At 64.3% G+C, this 21754-nt stretch carries 23 protein-coding genes; 11 read left to right on the forward strand and 12 right to left on the reverse strand.

Features of this window, described 5'->3' with window-relative positions:
• Positions 1-6: 6 nt before the first annotated feature.
• On the reverse strand, positions 7-1224 hold the full coding sequence (locus ACZY1I_RS22070) for a cytochrome P450 (protein ID WP_463757188.1): 1218 nt from the start codon (positions 1222-1224) through the stop codon (positions 7-9).
• 45 nt (positions 1225-1269) lie between these two features.
• On the opposite strand from ACZY1I_RS22070, the gene ACZY1I_RS22075 reads away from it, so the two are divergent.
• Positions 1270-1980, forward strand: a complete 711-nt coding sequence (locus ACZY1I_RS22075) for an acetoacetate decarboxylase family protein (RefSeq protein ID WP_463757191.1) — start codon at positions 1270-1272, stop codon at positions 1978-1980.
• Positions 1981-2035: 55 nt separating this feature from the next.
• Here ACZY1I_RS22075 and ACZY1I_RS22080 read toward each other — a convergent pair whose 3' ends face one another.
• Complete coding sequence (locus ACZY1I_RS22080; RefSeq protein WP_463757194.1) at positions 2036-3067, reverse strand: LLM class F420-dependent oxidoreductase; 1032 nt, start codon at positions 3065-3067, stop codon at positions 2036-2038.
• Positions 3068-3192: 125 nt separating this feature from the next.
• On the opposite strand from ACZY1I_RS22080, the gene ACZY1I_RS22085 reads away from it, so the two are divergent.
• The 5 genes from ACZY1I_RS22085 to ACZY1I_RS22105 all read left to right on the forward strand — a co-directional run bounded on the left by ACZY1I_RS22085 (position 3193) and on the right by ACZY1I_RS22105 (position 7835).
• Entirely contained in the window at positions 3193-4185 is a 993-nt protein-coding gene (locus ACZY1I_RS22085; protein ID WP_463757196.1) for a Zn-ribbon domain-containing OB-fold protein, read from the forward strand.
• 15 nt (positions 4186-4200) lie between these two features.
• Positions 4201-5262 carry a thiolase domain-containing protein gene (locus ACZY1I_RS22090; protein WP_463757198.1) on the forward strand — a complete coding sequence of 354 codons (1062 nt, stop codon included), beginning with the start codon at positions 4201-4203 and terminating at the stop codon, positions 5260-5262.
• Positions 5262-6443: a thiolase domain-containing protein gene (locus tag ACZY1I_RS22095; RefSeq protein ID WP_463757200.1), complete on the forward strand. Its 1182-nt coding sequence runs from the start codon at positions 5262-5264 to the stop codon at positions 6441-6443. The genes ACZY1I_RS22090 and ACZY1I_RS22095 overlap by 1 nt, the downstream gene beginning before the upstream one ends.
• A gap of 5 nt (positions 6444-6448) precedes the next feature.
• Positions 6449-7327, forward strand: a complete 879-nt coding sequence (locus ACZY1I_RS22100) for a TIGR03619 family F420-dependent LLM class oxidoreductase (protein WP_463757901.1) — start codon at positions 6449-6451, stop codon at positions 7325-7327.
• A 97-nt stretch (positions 7328-7424) separates the two neighbouring features.
• Positions 7425-7835 carry a nuclear transport factor 2 family protein gene (locus ACZY1I_RS22105; protein WP_463757201.1) on the forward strand — a complete coding sequence of 137 codons (411 nt, stop codon included), beginning with the start codon at positions 7425-7427 and terminating at the stop codon, positions 7833-7835.
• Here the strand turns inward: ACZY1I_RS22105 and ACZY1I_RS22110 are convergent.
• Positions 7832-8374 (reverse strand): gamma carbonic anhydrase family protein, encoded by a 543-nt coding sequence (locus ACZY1I_RS22110; protein ID WP_463757203.1) that lies wholly within the window; start codon positions 8372-8374, stop codon positions 7832-7834. The two genes, ACZY1I_RS22105 and ACZY1I_RS22110, sit on opposite strands and share 4 nt — an antisense overlap.
• 129 nt (positions 8375-8503) lie before the next feature.
• Between ACZY1I_RS22110 and ACZY1I_RS22115 the strand changes: the two genes are divergently transcribed.
• From ACZY1I_RS22115 to ACZY1I_RS22125, 3 genes are all read left to right on the forward strand, one after another.
• Positions 8504-9676: a Rieske 2Fe-2S domain-containing protein gene (locus ACZY1I_RS22115; RefSeq protein WP_463757206.1), complete on the forward strand. Its 1173-nt coding sequence runs from the start codon at positions 8504-8506 to the stop codon at positions 9674-9676.
• Positions 9677-9681: 5 nt separating this feature from the next.
• A complete protein-coding gene (locus ACZY1I_RS22120) occupies positions 9682-10128 on the forward strand; it encodes a hypothetical protein (RefSeq protein WP_463757209.1) in 447 nt (148 codons plus the stop codon).
• Positions 10129-10307: 179 nt separating this feature from the next.
• A complete protein-coding gene (locus tag ACZY1I_RS22125) occupies positions 10308-10643 on the forward strand; it encodes a DUF732 domain-containing protein (protein ID WP_463757211.1) in 336 nt (111 codons plus the stop codon).
• 4 nt (positions 10644-10647) lie between these two features.
• On the opposite strand, the gene ACZY1I_RS22130 is transcribed toward ACZY1I_RS22125, so the two are convergent.
• From ACZY1I_RS22130 to ACZY1I_RS22160, 7 genes are all read right to left on the reverse strand, one after another.
• Complete coding sequence (locus tag ACZY1I_RS22130; protein ID WP_463757213.1) at positions 10648-11793, reverse strand: sulfotransferase family protein; 1146 nt, start codon at positions 11791-11793, stop codon at positions 10648-10650.
• Complete coding sequence (locus ACZY1I_RS22135) at positions 11793-12575, reverse strand: SDR family oxidoreductase (RefSeq protein ID WP_463757216.1); 783 nt, start codon at positions 12573-12575, stop codon at positions 11793-11795. The genes ACZY1I_RS22130 and ACZY1I_RS22135 overlap by 1 nt, the downstream gene beginning before the upstream one ends.
• Positions 12572-13711 carry a hypothetical protein gene (locus tag ACZY1I_RS22140; protein WP_463757218.1) on the reverse strand — a complete coding sequence of 380 codons (1140 nt, stop codon included), beginning with the start codon at positions 13709-13711 and terminating at the stop codon, positions 12572-12574. The genes ACZY1I_RS22135 and ACZY1I_RS22140 overlap by 4 nt, the downstream gene beginning before the upstream one ends.
• A 90-nt stretch (positions 13712-13801) precedes the next feature.
• A complete protein-coding gene (locus ACZY1I_RS22145) occupies positions 13802-14092 on the reverse strand; it encodes a hypothetical protein (RefSeq protein ID WP_463757221.1) in 291 nt (96 codons plus the stop codon).
• A 92-nt stretch (positions 14093-14184) separates the two neighbouring features.
• Positions 14185-15228 carry a 4-hydroxy-2-oxovalerate aldolase gene (gene dmpG / locus ACZY1I_RS22150; RefSeq protein ID WP_463757224.1) on the reverse strand — a complete coding sequence of 348 codons (1044 nt, stop codon included), beginning with the start codon at positions 15226-15228 and terminating at the stop codon, positions 14185-14187.
• Positions 15225-16139, reverse strand: coding sequence for an acetaldehyde dehydrogenase (acetylating) (locus tag ACZY1I_RS22155; protein ID WP_463757227.1), 915 nt, complete (start codon positions 16137-16139; stop codon positions 15225-15227). The genes dmpG and ACZY1I_RS22155 overlap by 4 nt, the downstream gene beginning before the upstream one ends.
• Before the next feature lie 10 nt (positions 16140-16149).
• Positions 16150-16935: a 2-keto-4-pentenoate hydratase gene (locus tag ACZY1I_RS22160; RefSeq protein ID WP_463757230.1), complete on the reverse strand. Its 786-nt coding sequence runs from the start codon at positions 16933-16935 to the stop codon at positions 16150-16152.
• A gap of 72 nt (positions 16936-17007) precedes the next feature.
• Between ACZY1I_RS22160 and kstD the strand changes: the two genes are divergently transcribed.
• Positions 17008-18690, forward strand: coding sequence for a 3-oxosteroid 1-dehydrogenase (gene kstD / locus ACZY1I_RS22165; RefSeq protein WP_463757232.1), 1683 nt, complete (start codon positions 17008-17010; stop codon positions 18688-18690).
• Between the two features lies 1 nt (position 18691).
• On the forward strand, positions 18692-19552 hold the full coding sequence (locus ACZY1I_RS22170) for a MaoC/PaaZ C-terminal domain-containing protein (RefSeq protein WP_463757235.1): 861 nt from the start codon (positions 18692-18694) through the stop codon (positions 19550-19552).
• A gap of 55 nt (positions 19553-19607) precedes the next feature.
• Here the strand turns inward: ACZY1I_RS22170 and ACZY1I_RS22175 are convergent, their stop codons facing one another.
• Together ACZY1I_RS22175 and ACZY1I_RS22180 are read right to left on the reverse strand one after the other, a co-directional pair.
• On the reverse strand, positions 19608-20453 hold the full coding sequence (locus ACZY1I_RS22175) for a hypothetical protein (protein ID WP_463757238.1): 846 nt from the start codon (positions 20451-20453) through the stop codon (positions 19608-19610).
• Positions 20454-20575: 122 nt separating this feature from the next.
• Positions 20576-21745, reverse strand: coding sequence for a lipid-transfer protein (locus tag ACZY1I_RS22180; RefSeq protein WP_463757903.1), 1170 nt, complete (start codon positions 21743-21745; stop codon positions 20576-20578).
• Positions 21746-21754: the final 9 nt, after the last annotated feature.

Below are 21754 nucleotides of genomic sequence, written 5' to 3' on the forward strand. Positions count from 1 at the left end.
CCGGGGTCAGCGCAGCGGCGCCGTCGGCGTGAACACCACCGGCATCGACTCCAGGCCGCTGACAAAGTTCGCCGGCCGCAGCGGCAACGCCGAGTCGTCGGCCAGCCTCAGGTCCGGCAGCCGCTTCAGCACTCGTGACGTCATCAGTGACAACTCCAGCCGAGCCAGCTGATTGCCCATGCAGAAGTGGGTTCCGAAGCCGAAGGCCACGTGGCTGTTCGGGTTACGCCGGATGTCGAACTTCTCCGGCTGGTCGAACACCGACTCGTCGAAGTTGGCCGACTCGAACAGCAGCATGATCTTCTCGTCCTTGTTCAAGGACGTGCCATGGAACTCGGTGTCGGCCGTCAGCGTCCGGCACATGTTCTTCACCGGAGACGTCCAGCGCAGCATCTCCTCGATCGCGCTGGGCAGCAATGCAGGTTCCGCTACCAGCGCCTCCCACTGCTCGCGGTGGCGCACCAACTGCTCGGTACCCCCGCTCAGCGTGTGCCGGGTGGTCTCGTCACCGCCGATCAGGATCAGCAGCGTCTCCATGACGATCTCTTCATCAGCCATCCGCTGACCCTCGACCTCGGCATTGATCAGGATCGAGTAGAGGTCATCGGTCGGCTCCGCGCGCCGCTTGCCGATCAAATCCATGGTGAACGCGGTGTAGGAGGCGAACGCCTCCATCACCGTCTGAAAAACCAACGACGTCGGGTCGATATGCGAACTCAGCCCGCAGACCAAGTCGTCCGACCACTTCAGCAACATGCCGCGCTCTTCCGGTCGCACCCCCAGCATGTCGCCGATCACCGCCATCGGCAGTGGGGCGGCGATGTCGCGGACGAAGTCGCATTCGCCGCGTTCGCATACCGCGTCGATCAACGTGTCGCACAGTTCCTCGATCGAGGCTTCCTTGTCCTTCACCCGCTTGCGCGTGAACCCGGCGTTGACCAGCTTGCGACGGATCAGGTGGGCTGGGTCGTCCATGTCGATCATGTAGGGCATGCCCGGCTGGTCCGGACGGATACCGCCGGTGTTGGAGAAGAGATCCGGGTTGCGCTCGGCGTCGAGGATCGCCTGATACGTTGTCGCACCGGCCAATCCGTTGCGGTCGCGGAACACCGGCTGATTGGCACGCATCCAGCGGTACGCCTCGCGGGCCGCGACGCCATCGGCATAGAAATTGCCGTCCGCCAGATCGAGGTCACGGATGGCGTCCGGGATTATCGCAGTCATTTACAGCCTCCAGTTTTCTGCCTCGAGCCCATTACAGTAAGCCCCATGTCTGTCTCGCAACACACCATCGCCGGCACCGTGCTCACCATGCCGGTGCGCATCCGCAAAGCCGATCAGCACTCCGCGATGTTCTCTGTTCCCGCCGCGGCGGCGCAGCGACTGATCGACTACAGCGGCCTGCAGGTCTTCGAATACCTGCCTGGCAGAGCGATTCTCGTGCAACTGCTGGTCCGCTACATCGACGGAGACCTGGGCAAGTACCACGAGTACGGCACCGCTTTCCTGGTCAACCCGCCGGGCACCACGAACCGGGGCCTGCGGGCGATGGCGAAGGCGGCCACCTTCATCCACCACCTGCCGGTCGACCAGGGATTCACCCTCGAAGCCGGCCGCACCATCTGGGGTTACCCAAAGATCATGGCGGACTTCAACGTTCGCGAGGGACGCAAGTTCGAGTTCGACGTCAGCGCCGACGGGCAGTTGATCGCCGGCATCGAGTTCAGTCGCGGCCTGCCGCATCCCGCGCCGGGACCGCAGAGCCTGGTCACCTACTCGCACCTGGACGGTGTCACCCGGGAGACCACCTCGCAGATGACCACGACCGGCGTGCGGACCCGTCTCGGCGGTGCACGGATCAGGCTGGGCGACCACCCCTACGCCAAGGAACTCGCGACGCTGGGCCTGCCCAAGCGGGCGATGATGACGCAGTCGGTCACCAATGTGGAGATGACCTTCGACGACGCACGCGCCGTCTGAACACATCTCCATCGGGCCAATCTAGAACGTGTTCTAATGACGCCGCAAGCGGCGCCTAGATTAGACCGGCAAGCTCCCTGATCTGCTCGGCATTGCGCCCGTTCACGACCATCATCGTGACGCCAGCGGCCTCCCAGACCTTTACCTGCTTACGGACGTAGTCCAGATCACCGACAATCGCGGCGTCGTCAACCAGCTCATCGGGGATGATCTCGCCGGCCTTCTCCTTCTGGTTGTTGCGGAACAGCTTGGTGACATCGTCGACCACGTCGGCGTAGCCCATTCGCCGATACACATCGGCATGAAAGTTGGTGTCTTCGGCTCCCATCCCGCCCATGTAGAGGGCCAGGTAGGGCTTCATTCCGGCAAATGCGGCCGCACGATCGTCGGTGATGACGATGGTCGCGGTCGCGCAGATCTCGAAGTCCTGACGGCTGCGGCGCGCGCCCGGCCGCGAGAATCCCTCATCGAGCCACTCGTTGTAGGTGTCAGCCATCCGCGGCGTGTAGAAGATCGGCAGCCACCCGTCGCAGATCTCGGCGGACAGCGCCACATTCTTCGGACCCTCGGCACCGAGCATGATCGGAATATCGGCGCGCAACGGGTGGGTGATCGGCTTTAGCGGCTTGCCCAAACCCGTTGTCCCCTCCCCCGACAACGGCAACGGATAGTGCGGGCCGTCGCTGATCACCGGGCCCTTGCGGGCCCACACCTGGCGCAAGATGTCGACGTATTCGCGGGTGCGCGCCAACGGCTTGGGAAAGCGCTGGCCGTACCAGCCCTCAACCACCTGGGGTCCGGACACTCCGAGCCCGAGAATGTGCCGGCCACCGGACAGGTGGTCCAACGTCAGCGCGGCCATCGCGCACGCCGTGGGGGTCCGGGCGGACAACTGCACCACCGAGGTGCCCAACCGCACCCGCGAGGTGGACGAACCCCACCAGGCCAGCGGCGTGTACGCATCCGAGCCCCAGGCTTCGGCGGTGAACACGGCATCGAAGCCAGAATCCTCGGCGGCCGCGACAAGCTCCGCATGGTTCTCCGGCGGCTGAGCGCCCCAGTAGCCGAGTTGCAGTCCGAGCTTCATAGCCAGCCTCCTCAAGCCTTCGATAAAGGCTTATACCGATCGTGATGACCCGCCGCGCCCGGCTTCGCCGCGCTTGCGCTCATCACTAGTTGAAACCATTCTTAGAACCTGTTCTACTCGAAGGCGTGACAGCCACTTCGAGCGGCCCGACCTTGATCGATCATCCCGAGCCGCCTCTCTCTGCGCCTTTGACGTTGTCCTTCGACTACACCCGTTCGGTGGGTCCCACGCTAGGCAAGTTCTTCACCGCACTGCGTGATCGCCAAGTTCTGGGAGTGCGCGGTTCCGACGGCCGGGTGCACGTACCGCCGCCGGAATACGACCCGGTCACCTACGAGCCGCTGGGCGAGATGGTACCCGTGGCAAGCGTCGGAACCGTGGTGTCTTGGACCTGGCAACCGGACCGAATCGAGGGCCAACCACTGGACCGTCCGTTCGCCTGGGCACTGATCAAACTCGACGGCGCCGACACCCCACTCATCCACGCGGTGGATGCGGGCTCGTCGGACGCGATCGAAACCGGCGCCCGGGTACACGTGCACTGGGCCGAAGAGCCGGTGGGCGCCATCACCGACATCGCCTACTTCAAGCTGGGCGACGAGGAAGAGTCCGTCGAGCCCCCGTCCAGCGATAAGGACCCGGTCTCCATGATCGTCACGCCGGTCTCGCTGACGATCCAGCACACCGCCTCCCACGAGGAGAGTGCGTACCTGCGGGCCATCGCCGAAGGAAAACTGTTGGGCGCCAGGACCGGTGAATCGGGGAAGGTCTACTTCCCGCCGCATGGCGCTGACCCGGCAACCGGCCAGCCGACTACCGAGTTCGTCGAACTGCCGGACCAGGGCACGGTGACGACGTTCGCGATCATCAACATCCCGTTCCAGGGACAGCGCATCAAGCCGCCGTATGTCGCGGCCTACGTGCTGCTCGACGGTGCCGACATCCCGTTTCTGCACCTGGTCGCCGACATCGACGCGCACGAAGTCCGGATGGGCATGCGAGTCGAGGCGGTGTGGCGGCCCCGCGAGGAGTGGGATTTCGGCATCGACAACATCGAGTACTTCCGGCCTACCGGCGAACCGGACGCCGAGTACGACACCTACAAGCACCACCTGTAAGGGGCTTACCTACTTATGAGCGAACGCAATGTTGCGGTCGTCGGCTTCGCCCACGCCCCGCATGTCCGCCGCACCGACGGCACCACCAACGGCGTCGAGATGTTGATACCGTGCTTCGCCCAGCTGTACGAGGAGCTGGGCATCGCCAGGACCGACATCGGCTTCTGGTGCTCTGGATCTTCGGATTACCTTGCTGGACGGGCATTTTCGTTCATCTCGGCCATTGACTCGATCGGTGCTGTACCGCCGATCAACGAGTCACACGTCGAGATGGACGCCGCCTGGGCGCTGTTCGAGGCCTACATCAAGATCCTCACCGGCGAGGTCGACACCGCGCTGGTATACGGCTTCGGCAAGTCCTCGGCCGGAATCCTGCGCCAGGTTCTGACTCGTCAGACCGATCCGTACACCGTGGCGCCGTTGTGGCCCGACTCGGTGTCGATGGCCGGATTGCAGGCCCGCATCGGTCTCGACTCCGGTAAGTGGACACACGAACAGATGGCACAGGTCGCCCTCGACTCGTTCGCCCAGTCCGAACGCACCGACTCCGAGAAGCCGGCCAACAGCATCGACGAACTGCTGGCGCGGCCGTTCTTCAATGACCCGTTGCGGCGCCACGACATCGCGCCGATCACCGACGGCGCCGCGGCGATCGTGCTGGCCGCCGGCGACCGGGCCCGAGAACTGCGCGAAAACCCGGCCTGGATAACGGAAATCGATCACCGAATAGAGACCCCCGCCCTCGGCCTGCGCGACCTGACCGTTTCGACGTCCACCGCCGCCTCGGCGAAGACCGCGACCGGCGGAGACACCAGCTTCGATGTCGCCGAGATCCATGCACCCTTCACCCACCAGCACCTGATCCTCGCCGAGGCAATCGGGTTGTCTGACTCGACGAAGGTGAATCCGTCCGGCGGTGCGCTGGCGGCCAACCCGATGTTCGTCGCCGGCCTGGAGCGCATCGGATTTGCCGCACAACACATCTGGAACGGCTCGGCGGGGCGGGTGCTCGCGCACGCCACCAGCGGGCCTGCGCTGCAACAGAATCTGGTCGCGGTCCTGGAAGGAAAGAACTGATGGCAGGCGCAGGGGCAAACCTCGCCGCGGTACTCGGTACCGGACAGACCAAGTACGTCGCGAAGCGCAAGGACGTTTCGATGAACGGCCTGGTGCGCGAGGCGATCGACCGCGCGCTGGCCGACTCCGGTTCGACGTTCGACGACATCGACGCCGTCGTCGTCGGAAAGGCGCCGGACTTCTTCGAGGGCGTCATGATGCCCGAGTTATTCATGGCCGATGCGGTCGGAGCCACCGGCAAGCCGCTGATCCGGGTGCACACCGCAGGTTCGGTCGGCGGATCGACCGGGGTGGTCGCGGCCAGCCTGGTGCAATCGGGCAAGTACCGCCGGGTGCTGGCGATGGCCTGGGAGAAGCAGTCGGAGTCGAATGCCATGTGGGCGTTATCGATTCCGATCCCGTTCATCAAGCCGGTGGGCGCGGGCGCGGGTGGGTATTTCGCCCCGCACGTGCGGTCGTATATCCGCCGCTCCGGCGCACCGCTCAACATTGGGGCCATCGTGGCCGTCAAAGACCGGCTCAATGGCGCCCGAAACCCGTTGGCGCACCTGCATCAGCCCGACATCACCGTCGATAAGGTGATGGAGTCGCCGATGTTGTGGGACCCCATTCGCTTCGACGAAACCTGCCCGTCTTCCGACGGTGCCTGCGCGGTGGTGATCGGCAACGAGGAAATCGCCGATGCCCGCCTCGCGGAAGGACATCCGGTGGCGTGGGTGCACGCCACCGCGCTGCGCACCGAGCCGCTGCAGTTCTCCGGTCGCGACCAGGTCAGCCCGCAGGCCAGCCGGGACGCGGCCGCCGCGCTGTGGAAGTCCGCCGGTATCACGAGCCCCATCGACGAGATCGACGTCGCGGAAATCTACGTGCCGTTCTCCTGGTTCGAGCCAATGTGGTTGGAAAGCCTCGGTTTCGCCCCAGTAGGCGAGGGCTGGAAGCTCACCGAAGCCGGCGAGACCGCGATCGGCGGCCGGCTACCGGTCAACCCGTCGGGCGGGGTGCTATCTTCCAACCCGATCGGCGCCTCCGGCCTGATTCGCTTCGCCGAAGCAGCGATTCAGGTGATGGACAAGGGTGGCGACCACCAGGTTCCGAATGTACGAAAAGCTCTGGGGCACGCCTATGGTGGCGGCTCTCAGTACTACTCCATGTGGGTGGTCGGGAAGGACAAACCAGCGTGAGCCGGATGAAGTACACCCTCAGTATCGCGTTCAGCCCGATCGATCAGCTGACCGAACTGGCCAAGACCGCAGAGGAAGTCGGTTTCGACTCGATCGCGCTGCCGGACTCGATCTTCTACTTCGAGAAGCAGTCCGTCGACTATCCCTACACCGCCGACGGCAAGCGGATGTTCGATGAGCACTCCCCCTGGGTCGACCCGCTGATCCTGGCGGGCACGATGGGTGCGGTCACCTCGAAGCTGCGGTTCTACACCAACGTGATGAAGCTGGGTTCGCGCAACCCGTTGCTGCTGGCCCGCCAGGTCGGCTCGGTGGCCAACCTGACCAACAACCGCTTCGGCTTCGGCGTCGGAATCGGCTGGGCACCAGAAGAGTTCGAGTGGTGCGGGGTGCCGTATGCGCGTCGCGGCAAGCGCGTCGACGAAATGATCGAAGTGATCAAGCTGGTGTTGGCCGGCGGCATGGTCGAATTCCACGGTGATTTCTACGATTTCGACCGCCTGCAGATGAGCCCCACCCCCAGCGAGCCGGTGCCGTTCTACGTCGGTGGCCACACTGATGTGGCACTCAAGCGTGCGGCACGGGTGAGCGACGGCTGGACCAGCGCGATGATGACGCATGCCGAGCTGGACGAGACCATCCGCAAGCTCAAGGGTCTGCTTGCCGAAAACGGCCGTGCGGATGATCCTTTCGAGTACCAGGCCGTCTGCATGGACAAGTTCGGCGTGGAGGGTCACAAGGAACTCGTCGAGATCGGGGTGACCGACTACATCACCATTCCCTGGGTCTTCGATGGGCTCGCCTTCGACGCACCGCTGGACAAGAAGCAAGATTCGCTCAAGCGCTTCGCCGACGTTCACATCCATTCGGGCTGGCAAGACTAGCGCCTATCGCGTTGTCTCGCCGAATGTGAACCTTGCTACGCGACACGCCGATTGGGTGTCGCAGAGTCCACACTCGCGGGCCAGGAGGAACAAGCGCATGACGGACAAGCACCCCGCACACCAGGCTGGGCGGCGATCCCGGGAGGCGGTCGCCGCCCGGGACAAAGAAGCCTGGCTGGCGGTGTTCGCCGAGGACGCGATCGTCGAAGATCCCATCGGTCCTTCGGCTTTCGACCCGGAAGGCAAGGGGCACCGAGGACGCGACGCGATCTCGGCCTTCTGGGATCTGGCGATCGCACCGACCAACAAGATCGAGTTCGTCTTCGACGAGACCTATCAGTGCGGCAACGAGGAAGCCAACGTCGGCCACATCCTGATCACCACGGCTGAGTACCAGGTGACCGCCAAGGGCGTCTTCACTTACAAAGCCAACGAGGCGGGCCAGTTGGTGGCGTTGCGGGCCTACTGGGAGATGGACCAGGCGGCCGCAAGCACCCGCAAGATCTAGTCGGTCTCGACCGGCTCGATCAGCTCGACCCCGGCGATATGCCGCTGCGCCAGGTCCCGGTAGGCCTGCGGATTGACGTTGACCCACATTTCGGCGCCGGTCCCCTCGATGGGTCCCTTGACCTTGGCCGGCACACCCGCGACCAGCATTCCCTTCGGGATCTGCGTGCCACCGATCACCAGAGCGCCCGCCGCGACCATGCAGCGGGCACCGATCACCGCGCCGTCCAATACCGTGGCGTGGTTGGCGATCAGCGCCTCCTTGCCGATGTGCGCGCCGTGAATGACGCAAAGGTGCGCGATCGTGGCTCCCGGGCCGACATCGACGGGGATGCCCGGCGGTGCGTGCAACACCGAGCCGTCCTGCACGTTTGCGCCTTCACGGATCACGACCGGCGCGTAGTCCCCCCGCAGCACGGCGTTGTACCAAATGGATGCCCCCGCCTCGACGGTGACGTCACCGATCAGGGTCGCGGTCGGGGCCACAAACGCGGTGGGATCGACCCGCGGCGAGCGACCCTCGAATGAATACAACGGCATCAATTACATATACCGCAATACGCATATGCCGTGGCCAGACTCGCCACGATTGCGCGTTCCTACCCAAAAACTGTAACGTGTTCTAGTTAGCAGCCCCATTCTTGGCAACAGCACGGCGGAGGTATTCAGATGACTACCGGCACAAGCAGCGTCGGTGTCCGGGAAATCGATCCCGGCGCCTTACCGACCAGGTATGCCCGCGGCTGGCACTGCCTAGGCGTGGCAAAGGACTTCCAGGACGGCAAGCCGCACTCGGTGCAGGCGTTCGGCACCAAGCTGGTGGTGTTCGCCGACTCACACGGCGACATCAAGGTTCTCGACGGATACTGCCGGCACATGGGTGGTGACCTGTCCGAGGGCACCATCAAGGGCGACGAGGTCGCCTGCCCCTTCCACGACTGGCGCTGGGGTGGTGACGGACGCTGCAAGCTGGTGCCGTACGCCAAGCGCACCCCCAAGACCGCACGCACCCGGTCGTGGACGACGGACGTCGTCAGCGGCCTGCTCTTTGTGTGGCACGACCACGAGAACAACCCGCCGGACCCCGCGGTGCGGGTTCCTGAGCTACCCGAGGCGGCCAGCGACGAGTGGACCGAGTGGCGCTGGAACAGCATCCTCATCGAGGGCTCCAACTGCCGCGACATCATCGACAACGTCACCGACATGGCGCACTTCTTCTACATCCACTTCGGCTTGCCGACGTACTTCAAGAACGTCTTTGAGGGTCACGTCGCCTCGCAGTACCTGCACAACGTGGGCCGACCGGATGTGAACGACCTGGGCACGTCCTACGGCGAGGCGCACCTGGACTCCGAGGCCTCCTACTTCGGGCCGTCGTTCATGATCAACTGGCTGCACAACAGCTACGGCGGATACAAAGCCGAGTCGATCCTGATCAACTGCCACTACCCGGTGACGCAGAATTCGTTCGTGCTGATGTGGGGCGTCATCGTCGAGAAGCCCAAGGGCATGGATGAGAAGATGACCGACAAGCTGTCGCGGGTGTTCACCGACGGCGTCAGCAAGGGTTTCCTGCAGGACGTGGAGATCTGGAAGCACAAGACCCGCATCGACAACCCGCTCCTGGTGGAGGAAGACGGCGCGGTTTATCAGCTGCGGCGCTGGTATCAGCAGTTCTACGTCGACGCGGCCGACGTCACGCCGGAGATGGTGGAGCGCTTCGAGATCGAGGTCGACACCACTCGCGCCAACGAGTTCTGGAACGCCGAGGTCGCCGGGAACTTGGCGGCGCGGGACAGTGAAGGTTCGGAAACTGTTTCCGACGAAGTCCCGGCCACCTGATCGAAATGTCTGACGACCAGCCGGCGGTTCCCGACGTCGATCGGCTCGCCCGGTCGATGTTGACACTGCACGGCGATCACCACGATCACGACGAGGCTCCGTCTACCAACGGCGGATCTGGAATCTGGTCGAAGTCAAGGGATTTCACCAATGACCCGCAACGCGCCGCCGCGGTGGCCGAGGCGAGCCGTGCCGATCGGGAGCGGTACCTGACCGCAGGACTGCGACCGGTGGACTGCCGGTTCTGCCATGTGACGGTGACCGTGCGCAGGCTGGGTCCGGGTCACACCGCGGTGCAATGGAGTTCGGAGGCCTCGCAGCGGTGTGCGCACTTCGCCGAGGTGCGCGCTTCCGGTGGCGATACCGCGCGCACCAGGACCTGTCCGCGACTTTCCGACAGCATCGAGCACGCGGTGGCCGAGGGTTACCTGGACTATCCGGAGCCGGAATAGCTACCTGGCCAACACTTGCCCAACCGGTGTACAGCAGGTGAACTCTGCGGCAGTGGCGTGCTGGACCGATGCCCGCGGGTTAATAATTTTCATAGAACCTTCACACTCAGGGCACACAGGCACACCGGTCCGGCTTGCTGTGCGCCCGTGCTGCAAGCCATCTCAGGAGGTAGTTCGAAATGGCCGTCCGTCTTCTCGCAGGTGCCGCGGCAGTCGCGCTGTTCGGCTCGTTGGGAACGATCCCGACCGCACATGCCGACACCAATGACACGAAGTTCATTTCAACGCTTCAGTCCGAGGGCATCACCGAGCACTTTCCCGCCAACTACGCGATCGAGGCCGCTCACGTGGTTTGCCAGAATCTCGACAGCGGCAAGTCACCGAAGGAAGAGGCGTCCGAGATGGTCGGCACCGGCGGCATGACCGCCTACCACGCCGGCTACTTCGTCGGGGCGAGCATCGAGGACTACTGCCCGCAGCACATGTCTGACCTGAACGGCAAGAAGCCCAGCTGACGGCCTACAGCCCAGCGAAGCGCTCCCTGACGGCTTCCGCCGTCAACCCGTAGTCCGCCAGCGAGTATTTGTGCTTCGGCGCCCGTGGACCGGTCTGACTCTCGGCGTGACTGTCCTCCATGGCTTTTCGAGCCTCGTCAGTCAACGCCAGGTCGAAGTGGCTGTACACCTGCGCAACCGTGCCCAACGGGTCGGCGATCAGGTCGTTGTAGTCGACGTCGTAGAACTGCGCCGAATTACATTGCGCACGTACGCTATTAAACCGCTCCAGGCCACGCGACCAGGTTTCCATCGCGTCCGCACCGATTTGCGCTGCGGTGAAATTCGTCGACCACTCATCGGCGGTGTGCTGGGCCAATGAACACATCGACGCCATGATCGTCTCGACCGGTCGGTGGGTTTGAATCACCAACGCGTCGGGATAGGTCGCCATCAGTGCGTCCAGCGCGAACAGGTGACTGGGGTTCTTCAGCACCCATCGCTTACCGATGTCGTTCAGGCCGATCAGTTGCAGGTTGCGGCGGTGCCGCTGGTAGGACGGCGTCCAGTCCTGTCGCGAGAGCCATTGCGCATAGCTGGGCAGGTGCGCGAGGGTCTCGTAGGACACCGAATGCAGCGACTGCCGCAACAGTTGCCAGCATTCCTCCAACTCGTAGGCCGCCATGAAATGCAGACCCGTGTACTCCGGGTTCTCCTCATGGTGCTGGTTGAACTGATCATCGAGTTGGCGGTACCACGGATTCGAATCCCAGGTGTCCCGCGGCGGACGCGGCTGCGGGAATTCGGCCAGCCACAAGTGCAGGCCCTGATGGTCTGGGTCGGCGCCGAGTAACCGGTGCAGGATGGTGGTGCCGGTGCGCGGTAGCCCGGTAACGAAGATCGGCCGCTCTACCGGCACCTCGGCGTGAGCCGGATACTGTTTCCACGCGGCTTCGGACAGCAATCGGGCCACCAGCGCGCCGCGCAGGAAGAACCGATTCATCTTGCTGCCCAACTCCGTAAGGCCCGCGTCGCGCTGGTAGGAGTCGAGCAGCACGCCTAGCGCTTCGCGGTAATTCTCTTTGTCGGCGCCGAAATCGTCCATCCCGGTCAGCTTGGTCGCGGACGCATGCAGGTCCTCGACGGTGCCGATATCAGTTCTAACCGCCATTAGGTGTGGTACTCCCCGCAATTGACATCAAGGGTCTGCCCCGTGATGCCGCTGGATAGGTCGCTGGCCATGAAGAGGATCGCCGACGCGACTTCGTCCTCGGTGGGCAGCCGCTTGAGATCGGAATTAGCCGCGGTGGCCTGATAGATCTGGTCGGCGGTGGTGCCGTATTTGCCGGCCTGGTGGTTGAAGTAGCCCTGCAGTGTGTCACCCCAGATGTAGCCGGGGGCAACGGAGTTGACCCGAATGCCTTGGTCACCGAGTTCGGTGGCCAGCGACTGCGACATGGACAGCAGCGCCGACTTGGCCATCTTGTAGGCGCCGTACTTGGCCTGTGAATGCCGGATCACCATCGAGTTGACATTGACCACGGAGCCTTTCGCCTCGGCCAACGCGGGCGTGAAGCCCTGGATAAGCCGCAACGCACCTAGCGCGCTGAGTTCGATCGCGTCGCGGATGTGCTGAAAGGTGGTGCCGGAGAAAGGCTTCAATGACGGCACTCGAAAGGCGTTGTTGATCAGCACATCCACCTTGCCGAACGCCTCCAGCGAGGAGTCGACGAGATTGCTCACCTGATCGTCCTCGGTGATGTCGGTGCGCACCGCCACCGCCTTGCGGCCGAGGTCGATGACCTGCTTGGCAACGTCATCGAGGCGATCGACGCTGCGGGCGGCCAACACCAGGTCGGCGCCTTCGTTCGCACATCGGCGCGCCAGCGTGGTGCCCAGGCCCGGACCGACACCGCTGATCACTATTACCTTGCCTTCGAGCAGATTCGTCATCCCAGCATCCTTGCCTGAATTTGTTGCTGACGCGTCGTGATCCGCGATCGCCAGTCGTCCTCGGAAATCTTGTTGTGGTCGAAGAACGGCAGCGTGGCCGCCACCGCGTCGATGTCGACCAGTTCGACGGTCGGCCCATCGGCTTCGGTCAGCTGACGCGACACCCGCTGCCAGCGGAACTGCAGGAACCCGCGTCGATGATTCAGTGTCTCAACCCAATTGGTGACACCCGGGTTCTGGTCGCTGACGACAATGCGGATCTTACCGTCCGGATCCGGTTGCGCCTGAGTGTTATTCAGCGACGTCTGGTGGTTGATGTAGTCCAGCGAGATGTACCACAAGCTGCCCAGTTGGAACCCGACGTAGGGGGCGTCACTCACCGGGACCGTGATCACCAGAGCCTGATCCGGCCACAAATCGAAGTGCCCGACCGACGAGTACTGGGTGGCCAGTCCGCCGGGTGTCAGCCTGGGCGCCACCATGGTGTTGACCGGGATGTCCAGATAGAACCACTGCGGAAACTGCAACCAGGTCTTAACCCGTTGCACCAATTGCTTTCCCGCAGTGGCGTAACGCTTTTCGATCAGCGCACGAGTCAACGGCGGCGGTGCCGTGCCCGCGGTATCCAACCGCGCGATGGCCAGTGTGCCGCGTTGCGCGGACCAGTCGCCATACACCTCACGCATCAACAGTTGCCCCGGACTGGTCGGGCGCAGCCGGTATTCGAAGCTCCCGTCGGGAGCGATGTCGAGTTCACGGTCGTCGAACGCGGCTTGGCTGGCCGGCACGTTGTCGTCGGTGTACTCGCCGCCGAGCAACTGAAAGCTCAGATCGGTCGTGGTGCCGCGCCTGCCGGTGACCACGTAGTCATGGTTGGCGTGCACACGGGTGCCGAAGTAGAGGGTGTCGGGGTTGTCCAGGCCCATCTTGGTGAAGGGCCCGGTTCCCGACTGCAAGAACGGGTGGTCGCGGTCGTAGTCGAAGGCCAGATGGGCGCATCCGGCGATACAGCCGGCCAGGTATTGGAGTCCTTCGAGTAGGTCGGCTTCGGTCTCGATGAACGGAGCGGCGGACACCAAATTCTCGGCTTCCGCGATTGCCGCTGTGAGTGGGTCAGAGAAAGGGGGAACGGGCACTACTTGACGCTAGAACGTGTTCCTGTTTTGAGTCAACCGCGAACATATCCGCGTGTCGCGGGGATACCGAAGAAACGAAGCCCGCTCACCTCACGAGACGCACTGATTCGCCAGCGTGATCAACGCCTGGCGGACGTCCGGATGCCGGTTGAGGTAGTCAGGCAGGCTGGTGCCGGAGCCGCCGGCTCTGGCCGTCAACTGAGCCTTCACGTCCGGGTGACGGTCCAGGTAGCCCATCGCCTGCTCGGATGCCGTCTGGCCGAACGTGGCGTTGCACGGCGCCGGATCGGCGTGAGCGGCCGGTACGGCGATCACTGCTGAGGCGACGACACTGAGTAGACCGCCGGCCACCAGGCCGGAAGCCTTCGAGATGCTGGTCATACACTCGAGGCTACTCAGGAAAGCCCGGGCTCCGGCCTGGCCGAGACGCTGCGACGCTGCGAGGAACCGACGCGAGGATCCTAACCAGGCTCTTAGGCCGGTGCCTCCTGCTCACGCTTGATTTCCAGCGCGATGTCGATCAGCTGGTCTTCCTGACCGCCGATGAGTTTGCGTTGCCCGGCCCGGTGCAACAACTCGTGCGCCGGAACGCCGTAACGCTCACCCTGACGGATGGCGTGCTTGAGGAAGCTCGAGTAGACGCCCGAGTACCCCATGATCAGCGCGTTGCGATCCAGCAGGCACTCGGTTGGCATCGCCGGGCGAACCACGTCCTCGGCGGCGTCGGCGATGTCGAAGAAGTCGATGCCGGTCTTGACGCCGATCTTGTCGAAGACCCCGATCAGTGCCTCGACCGGCGCATTTCCGGCCCCGGCTCCGAACCGGCGCACGCTGCCGTCGATCTGCTTGGCACCCGCGCGAACCGCCTCCACCGAGTTGGCCACTCCCAGACCGAGGTTCTCGTGCCCGTGGAAGCCCACCTGCGCGTCTTCGCCCAGTTCGGAGACCAGCGCCGCCACCCGGTCGGCGACACCGTCGAGCACCAGCGCCCCGGCAGAGTCGACGACGTAGACGCACTGACAGCCCGCGTCCGCCATGATGCGGGCTTGGGCGGCCAGCTTCTCCGGAGGAATCGTGTGGGACATCATCAGGAATCCAACGGTTTCCAGGCCCAATTCGCGCGCCAGGCCGAAATGCTGGATGGAGACGTCGGCCTCGGTGCAGTGCGTGGCAATCCGGCAGATCGAGCCGCCGTTGTCCTGAGCCTGTTTGATGTCTTCCTTCGTGCCCACGCCCGGCAGCATCAGGAAGGCGATCTTGGCCTCGGTTGCCGTCTCGGCGGCGAGCTTGATCAGCTCCTGCTCGGGCGTCTTGGAGAACCCGTAGTTGAACGACGAGCCACCGAGTCCGTCGCCGTGCGTCACCTCGATCACCGGCACGCCAGCGGCGTCCAGCGCCGTCACGATCGAGCGCACCTCGTCCTTGGTGAACTGGTGGCGCTTGTGGTGCGAACCGTCGCGTAGCGAGGTGTCGGTGATCCGGATGTCCCACGCGCCTTCCAAAATGTGGCCGGTCATCGGGCGCCTCCCGTCACAGCGAGCGTCTCTTTGGCGATTTCCTCGCCCACCTTGGTGGCCGCTGCGGTCATGATGTCCAGGTTGCCCGCGTAGGGCGGCAGGTAGTCCCCGGCGCCCTCCACCTCGACGAACGTGGTGACGACGGCCTGCCCGCCGGAATTCATCGACGGCTCGTCGAACTGCGGCTCGTTGAGCAACCGGTATCCCGGCACATAGGTCTGCACCTCGGCCACCACCTCTTTGATCGATTTGGCGATCGCATCGCGGTCGGCGTCTTCGGGGATGGCGCAGAAAATCGTGTCGCGCATGATCATCGGCGGATCCGCGGGGTTGAGGATGATGATCGCCTTGCCGCGTGCGGCTCCGCCGATTGTCTGCACGCCGCGTGAGGTGGTCTTGGTGAACTCATCGATATTGGCCCGTGTCCCCGGGCCGGCCGATACAGATGCCACCGATGCCACGATCTCGGCGTAGGGCACTTCCACGACGCGACTGACGGCGTAGACGATCGGAATGGTCGCCTGTCCCCCGCAGGTGATCATGTTGACGTTGGGGGCGTCCAGGTGGGCGCGCAGGTTCGCCGGCGGGATGACCGCCGGGCCTACCGCGGCAGGCGTCAGATCAATGGCCCGGATGCCGGCGGCCTCGTACTTGGGCGCCGCAGCCTTGTGGACGTAGGCGCTGGTCGCCTCGAAGATCAGGTCAGGCTTCTCGGACTGTTCCAGCAGCCAGTCCGAGCCTTTGTGGCTCGTCTCCAACCCCAGCTTGCGGGCCCGCGCCAGGCCCTCGCTGTCCGGGTCGATGCCCACCATCCACCGGGGTTCCAGCCAGTCGGATCGCAGCAGCTTGTAGAGCAGATCGGTACTGATATTTCCCGATCCGACGATGGCAACACTCGCCTTGGACGGCATCTAATCACTCCTAGCTAAAAGACAGACGAACCGAACCGAGGCCCGCAAAGTCGGCAACAAACTCATCACCTGGCCGGGCATCGATCGCCGACGTGCACGATCCCGGTAACACGATGTCACCCTTCTTCAGGCGCACACCAAAACTTTCCACCTTGCGGGACAACCAGGCCACTGCGGTGACCGGATTGCCCAGCACCGCATCGCTGCGACCCTCGGCGATCAACTCACCATTGCGGGTCAGCTTCGCGTCGATCGCCTTGACGTCGATGTCGCCCGGTGAAACCCGGGCCGCACCCAGCACGAATCCGGCAGACGAGGCGTTGTCGGCGATGGTGTCGCAGATCTTGATCTTCCAGTCCCGGATCCTGGTGTCGATGAGCTCAATCGACGGCACCAGGGCCTCGGTCGCGGCGAGGACATCCTCTTCGGTGCACTCGGCGCCCGGCAGGTCATCGGAAAGGATGAAGCCGACCTCGACTTCCACCCGCGGCAGCAGGTATCTCGCCACTGGAACCGGGACGTCCTCGAACACCTGCATGTCGTTGAGCAGGTGCCCGTAGTCGGGCTCGTTCACGCCCATCATCTTCTGCATGACTTTGGACGACAGCCCCACCTTGTGACCGACCACCCGGGCGCCCTCGGCGATCCGCTGGCGGATGTTGATGAGCTGGATTTCGTAGGCGTCGACGACGTCGATATCGGCGTAGGCGACCGTCAGCGGAGCGATCCCATCCCGGCTCCGTTCGGCTTGCGCCAAGTCGGCAGCGAGCTCGTCACGAGCCGCAACAGTGAGCATTTACCGAATTCCCTTCGCCCGTTTGACCGGGCCAGTAGCGCCTGACCCGAGCAATTCTATAACGTGTTCTACATGACAGCACAGGAGTACGACGTCGTCGTGGTCGGTAGCGGCGCCGCCGGCATGGTGGCTGCCCTCACCGCTGCGCACCGCGGCCTCTCGACGGTAGTCATCGAGAAGGCCCCACACTTCGGCGGCTCGACCGCACGGTCGGGCGGTGGCGTGTGGATTCCCAACAACGAGATCCTGCAGCGCGACGGGGTGAAGGACACCCCCGAGGCGGCACGACAGTATCTGCACGGCATCGTCGGCGATGTCGTCGGAGCGGAACGCATCGACACCTATCTCGAGCGCGGTCCCGAGATGCTGTCGTTCGTCCTGAAGAACTCACCCCTGAAAATGTGCTGGGTGCCGCGCTACTCCGACTACTACCCAGAGGCGCCGGGTGGGCGTGCGCACGGCCGGTCGATCGAGCCGAAGCCGTTCAACGCCCGCAAGCTCGGCGCCGACGAGGCCGGCCTCGAACCCGCGTACGGCAAGGTGCCGCTCAATGTGGTTGTCATGCAGCAGGACTACGTCCGGTTGAACATGCTCAAGCGGCACCCGCGCGGCGTCCTGCGCAGCCTGAAAGTCGGCGGCCGGACCATGTGGGCCAAGGCGACCGGCAAGAACCTGGTCGGCATGGGCCGGGCACTGATCGCGCCGCTACGGATCGGTTTGCAAAAAGCCGGAGTTCCCGTGTTGCTCAACACCGCACTGACCGACCTCTACGTCGAGGACGGGGTGGTCCGCGGCGTCTACGTTCGTGACGCAGGCGCCCCAGAATCCGCCGAACCGCGGCTGATCCGGGTCCGGCGCGGCGTGATCCTGGCCTCCGGCGGGTTCGAACACAACGAGCAGATGCGGGTGAAGTACCAGCGCGCTCCCATCACCACGGAATGGACGGTGGGCGCGAAGGCGAACACCGGCGACGGCATCGTGGCCGGCGAAAAGCTGGGCGCCGCACTGGATGTGATGGAGGATGCGTGGTGGGGCCCGACGGTGCCGCTGGTCGGCGCACCCTGGTTCGCGCTGTCGGAACGCAATTCGCCCGGGTCGATCATCGTCAACATGTCCGGCAAGCGGTTCATGAACGAGTCGATGCCCTACGTCGAGGCCTGCCACCACATGTACGGCGGCGAGTACGGCCAGGGTCCCGGACCCGGCGAGAACATCCCGGCCTGGCTGGTGTTCGACCAGCAGTACCGGGACCGTTACATCTTCGCGGGACTGCAGGCAGGACAACGCATTCCGCGCAAGTGGATGGAGTCCGGCGTCATCATCCAGGCCGACACCCTCGAAGAGCTGGCCAGCAAGGCCGGCCTACCGATCGACGAGTTCACCGCCACCGTTGCCCGTTTCAACGGATTCGCCCGGTCCGGCCGCGACGAGGACTTCCACCGCGGCGAGAGTGCCTACGACCAGTACTACGGCGACCCCACCAACAAGCCGAATCCGAACCTCGGCGAACTGGTCCATGCCCCCTACTACGCCGCCAAGATGGTGCCCGGTGACCTCGGCACCAAGGGCGGCATTCGCACCGATGTCCACGGACGTGCCCTGCGTGACGACGGCAGCGTCATCGACGGGCTCTATGCCGCAGGCAATGTCAGCGCGCCGGTGATGGGCCACACCTACCCCGGCCCCGGCGGCACCATCGGCCCGGCCATGACCTTCGGCTACCTGGCCGCACTGCATATCGCGGGAGAGAACTGACATGCCGATCGACGTTGATGTGGCGCTGGCGGCGGAACTCGAGCCGCTCGAATTCTCCTGGGAGAGCAGCGATATCCAGCTTTACCACTTGGGTCTGGGTGCCGGTGCGGATCCGCTGGATCAGCGCGAGCTGCGCTATCTGATCGACGACACCCCGCAGGTGTTGCCCACCTTCGGCAACGTCGCGGCAACCTTCCACATGACGAAGCCGCCGGCGGTGCAGTTTCCCGGTATCGACATCGAGTTGGCCAGGGTGCTGCATGCCAGTGAGCGCGTGGAAGTGCCTGCGCCGCTACCACCTTCGGGCTCAGCTAAGGCTGTCACCAGATTCACCGACATCTGGGACAAGGGCAAAGCCGCGGTGATCTGGAGCGAGACGACGGTAACCGCGCCGGACGGCACCCTGCTGTGGACGCAGAAGCGGTCGATCTTCGCCCGCGGGGAGGGCGGATTCGGCGGCGATCGTGGGCCTTCGGGTTCGGACGGTCCGCCGGACCGCGCGCCGGATATGGAGCTTGCGCTGCCGCTGCTTCCCCAGCAGGCGTTGCTGTACCGGCTCTGCGGTGACCGCAACCCACTGCACTCGGATCCCGGATTTGCTTCTGCCGCAGGCTTTCCCGCGCCGATCCTGCACGGCCTTTGCACCTACGGCATGACCTGCAAGGCGATCACCGACGCCCTGCTGGACGGTGATGCCACCGCCGTCGCCGCCTACGGTGCGCGATTCGCAGGCGTTGCGTATCCCGGTGAGACGTTGCAGGTCAACGTCTGGAAAGAAGACGGCCGCTTCCTCGCCGGTGTCGTCGCGCCCGCGCGCGACAACGCGGTGGTGCTGTCGGGCGTGGAACTCCTCCCCGCCTAGCTTCCCCGTTTCGCCGAGTGTGCGGCTAGCCGCACCGTCGACACCGAGCGTGCGGCTAGCCGCACACTCGATCAGCCAACGCATCACGAACCCGGCGAATGACGTCTGCTGGACGGTCGCCGGCGAGCACCCGAACGACGATCCAGCCAAGCCGCTCAAGACGTTCCCGCCGCCGGCTGTCCCACTTGTACTGCCGGTCATCAGTTCGATGGTGTTCACCGTCGTATTCAACGGCGACTCTCAAATCGGGCCAACCCATGTCGAGATAGGCGAATACCTCGCCGAACTCATCGCTGACTGGAATCTGCGTCCGCGGCCTAGGCAATCCGGCCTGCACCAACACGACCCGCAGCCAAGACTCCTTCGGAGACTGCGCACCGGCATCGAACAAGTCGACTGCCATTCGCGCTCCGGCAATTCCGCGTCGCCCGAGGTATCGGGAGAACAGATTCTCGACGTCGGCAGCCTTCAATTCAGTGGCGTGCGCAAGCGCATCAATCGCTGCGACCGCTGTCATTGTCGGATACCAGCAACCGAGATCCAACGCCGTCCTCGCCGGCGACGTGATCGGCATTCCAGCACACAATTCGATCTCGTCTTCACCAATGCGGTCGCGGTGCGTCTGGATCCCTGCCGGACGCCGGCGATTGCAATGCAGTAACTCCACAACTCGAGCGTCATCAACCCATCTGCTGCCGTGTAGGGCCGCCGAGGAGAACCCGGCAAGCACGCCTCGACGCCCACTCCACAGCCAGCCCGCTTTGGCGCGCGATGCCGCCGTGAGCTCCGTGCCACGGTCGACGTAGACGTCGGGAAACAACCGGCGGTACCGCGTCGCCAACTGCGACTTGGTCAATGCCCCTGCAGCGAGGGCCTCGCTACCGATGAATGGCTCGGGCACAACGGCAGCGTTTCACGGCCCACTTTGACGAGCACCTCAGCAATCCACAGGGGACGAGTGTGCGGCTACCCGCACACTCGTAGTCCCACGTGCGGCTAGCCGCACACTCGGCGCGGGCACCGTCAGCCCAGAATCAACCCCGACGTCGGCACACCCGTACCCGCGGTGACGAGCACATGCTCGACATCCGGCACCGGATTCACCGACGTCCCACGCAATTGCCTTACGCCCTCGGCGATTCCGTTCATCCCGTGGATGTAGGCCTCACCAAGCTGGCCGCCGTGGGTGTTGATCGGCAGTCGCCCACCGACCTCGACCGCGCCGTCGGCAACAAAGTCCTTGGCTTCACCGCGGCCGCAGAACCCCAACTCCTCCAACTGAATCAGCGTGAAGGGCGTGAAGTGGTCGTAGATCACCGCGGTCTGAATATCTGAAGGCGAAAGCCCGGATTGCGCCCACATCTGCTGGCCCACCACACCCATCTCCGGTAGGCCGAGTTCGGGGCGGTAATAGCTGACCATCGTGTACTGATCGGGGCTGGACGCCTGCGCCGCCCCCTCGATCACCGCCGGACGATGCTTGAGGTCCTTCGCGCGTTCCGCCGACGTGATTACCAGGGCCACCGCGCCATCGGTCTCCTGGCAGCAGTCCAGCAGCCGCAGCGGCTCGGCGATCCACCGCGAATTCTGGTGGTCGTCAATGGTTATCGGCTTCTCGTAGAAATACGCCTTCGGATTCTTCGCCGCATGTCGACGGTCAGCCACCGAGATGGCGCCGAAGTCCCGACTGGTGGCGCCGGACCAGTGCATGTACCGCTGCGCGATCATCGCCACCTGCGCCGCGGGCGTCGACAGCCCGTGCGGATAGGAGAAGGAATTGTCGGCCGACGTTGAATCCGCCTCGACGCCAGCGCTTCCCACCAGACGCGTCTGCACCTGGCCGAAGCGCATCCCGGACCGCTCGTTGAATGCCCGGTAGGCCACCACAACATCGGCCAACCCAGTCGCGACGGCCATCGCAGCGTGAGCGACGGTCCCGCAGGCGGCGCCGCCGCCGTAGTGCACCTGGGAAAAGAACTTCAAGTCGCCCATCCCGGTAGCGCGGGCGACGGCGATCTCCTTGTTGGTGTCCATCGTGAACGTCGTGAGGCCGTCGACGTCCGAAGGCGAGAGGCCCGCGTCGTCCAACGCATCCAGGACCGCTTCGGCCGCCAGACGCAGCTCTGACCGGCCCGAGTTCTTGGAAAAGTCGGTGGCGCCGATGCCGACGATCGCAGCCCGTCCACTGAGCAAGCCCGCCGA

The sequence above is a fragment of the Mycobacterium sp. IDUB_37 genome (assembly GCF_055419245.1).

What these genes read in the sequence shown, in the direction of transcription:
- ACZY1I_RS22100 (WP_463757901.1), top strand. Translation starts at nt 6,449, where the DNA reads ATGAAGTACACCCTCAGTATCGCGTTCAGCCCGATCGATCAGCTGACC.
- ACZY1I_RS22070 (WP_463757188.1), bottom strand. Translation starts at nt 1,224, where the DNA reads ATGACTGCGATAATCCCGGACGCCATCCGTGACCTCGATCTGGCGGAC.
- ACZY1I_RS22135 (WP_463757216.1), bottom strand. Translation starts at nt 12,575, where the DNA reads ATGACGAATCTGCTCGAAGGCAAGGTAATAGTGATCAGCGGTGTCGGT.
- ACZY1I_RS22090 (WP_463757198.1), top strand. Translation starts at nt 4,201, where the DNA reads ATGAGCGAACGCAATGTTGCGGTCGTCGGCTTCGCCCACGCCCCGCAT.
- ACZY1I_RS22155 (WP_463757227.1), bottom strand. Translation starts at nt 16,139, where the DNA reads ATGCCGTCCAAGGCGAGTGTTGCCATCGTCGGATCGGGAAATATCAGT.
- ACZY1I_RS22080 (WP_463757194.1), bottom strand. Translation starts at nt 3,067, where the DNA reads ATGAAGCTCGGACTGCAACTCGGCTACTGGGGCGCTCAGCCGCCGGAG.
- ACZY1I_RS22095 (WP_463757200.1), top strand. Translation starts at nt 5,262, where the DNA reads ATGGCAGGCGCAGGGGCAAACCTCGCCGCGGTACTCGGTACCGGACAG.
- ACZY1I_RS22160 (WP_463757230.1), bottom strand. Translation starts at nt 16,935, where the DNA reads ATGCTCACTGTTGCGGCTCGTGACGAGCTCGCTGCCGACTTGGCGCAA.
- ACZY1I_RS22105 (WP_463757201.1), top strand. Translation starts at nt 7,425, where the DNA reads ATGACGGACAAGCACCCCGCACACCAGGCTGGGCGGCGATCCCGGGAG.
- dmpG (WP_463757224.1), bottom strand. Translation starts at nt 15,228, where the DNA reads ATGACCGGCCACATTTTGGAAGGCGCGTGGGACATCCGGATCACCGAC.
- kstD (WP_463757232.1), top strand. Translation starts at nt 17,008, where the DNA reads ATGACAGCACAGGAGTACGACGTCGTCGTGGTCGGTAGCGGCGCCGCC.
- ACZY1I_RS22130 (WP_463757213.1), bottom strand. Translation starts at nt 11,793, where the DNA reads ATGGCGGTTAGAACTGATATCGGCACCGTCGAGGACCTGCATGCGTCC.
- ACZY1I_RS22125 (WP_463757211.1), top strand. Translation starts at nt 10,308, where the DNA reads ATGGCCGTCCGTCTTCTCGCAGGTGCCGCGGCAGTCGCGCTGTTCGGC.
- ACZY1I_RS22120 (WP_463757209.1), top strand. Translation starts at nt 9,682, where the DNA reads ATGTCTGACGACCAGCCGGCGGTTCCCGACGTCGATCGGCTCGCCCGG.
- ACZY1I_RS22170 (WP_463757235.1), top strand. Translation starts at nt 18,692, where the DNA reads ATGCCGATCGACGTTGATGTGGCGCTGGCGGCGGAACTCGAGCCGCTC.
- ACZY1I_RS22115 (WP_463757206.1), top strand. Translation starts at nt 8,504, where the DNA reads ATGACTACCGGCACAAGCAGCGTCGGTGTCCGGGAAATCGATCCCGGC.
- ACZY1I_RS22110 (WP_463757203.1), bottom strand. Translation starts at nt 8,374, where the DNA reads ATGCCGTTGTATTCATTCGAGGGTCGCTCGCCGCGGGTCGATCCCACC.
- ACZY1I_RS22075 (WP_463757191.1), top strand. Translation starts at nt 1,270, where the DNA reads ATGTCTGTCTCGCAACACACCATCGCCGGCACCGTGCTCACCATGCCG.
- ACZY1I_RS22145 (WP_463757221.1), bottom strand. Translation starts at nt 14,092, where the DNA reads ATGACCAGCATCTCGAAGGCTTCCGGCCTGGTGGCCGGCGGTCTACTC.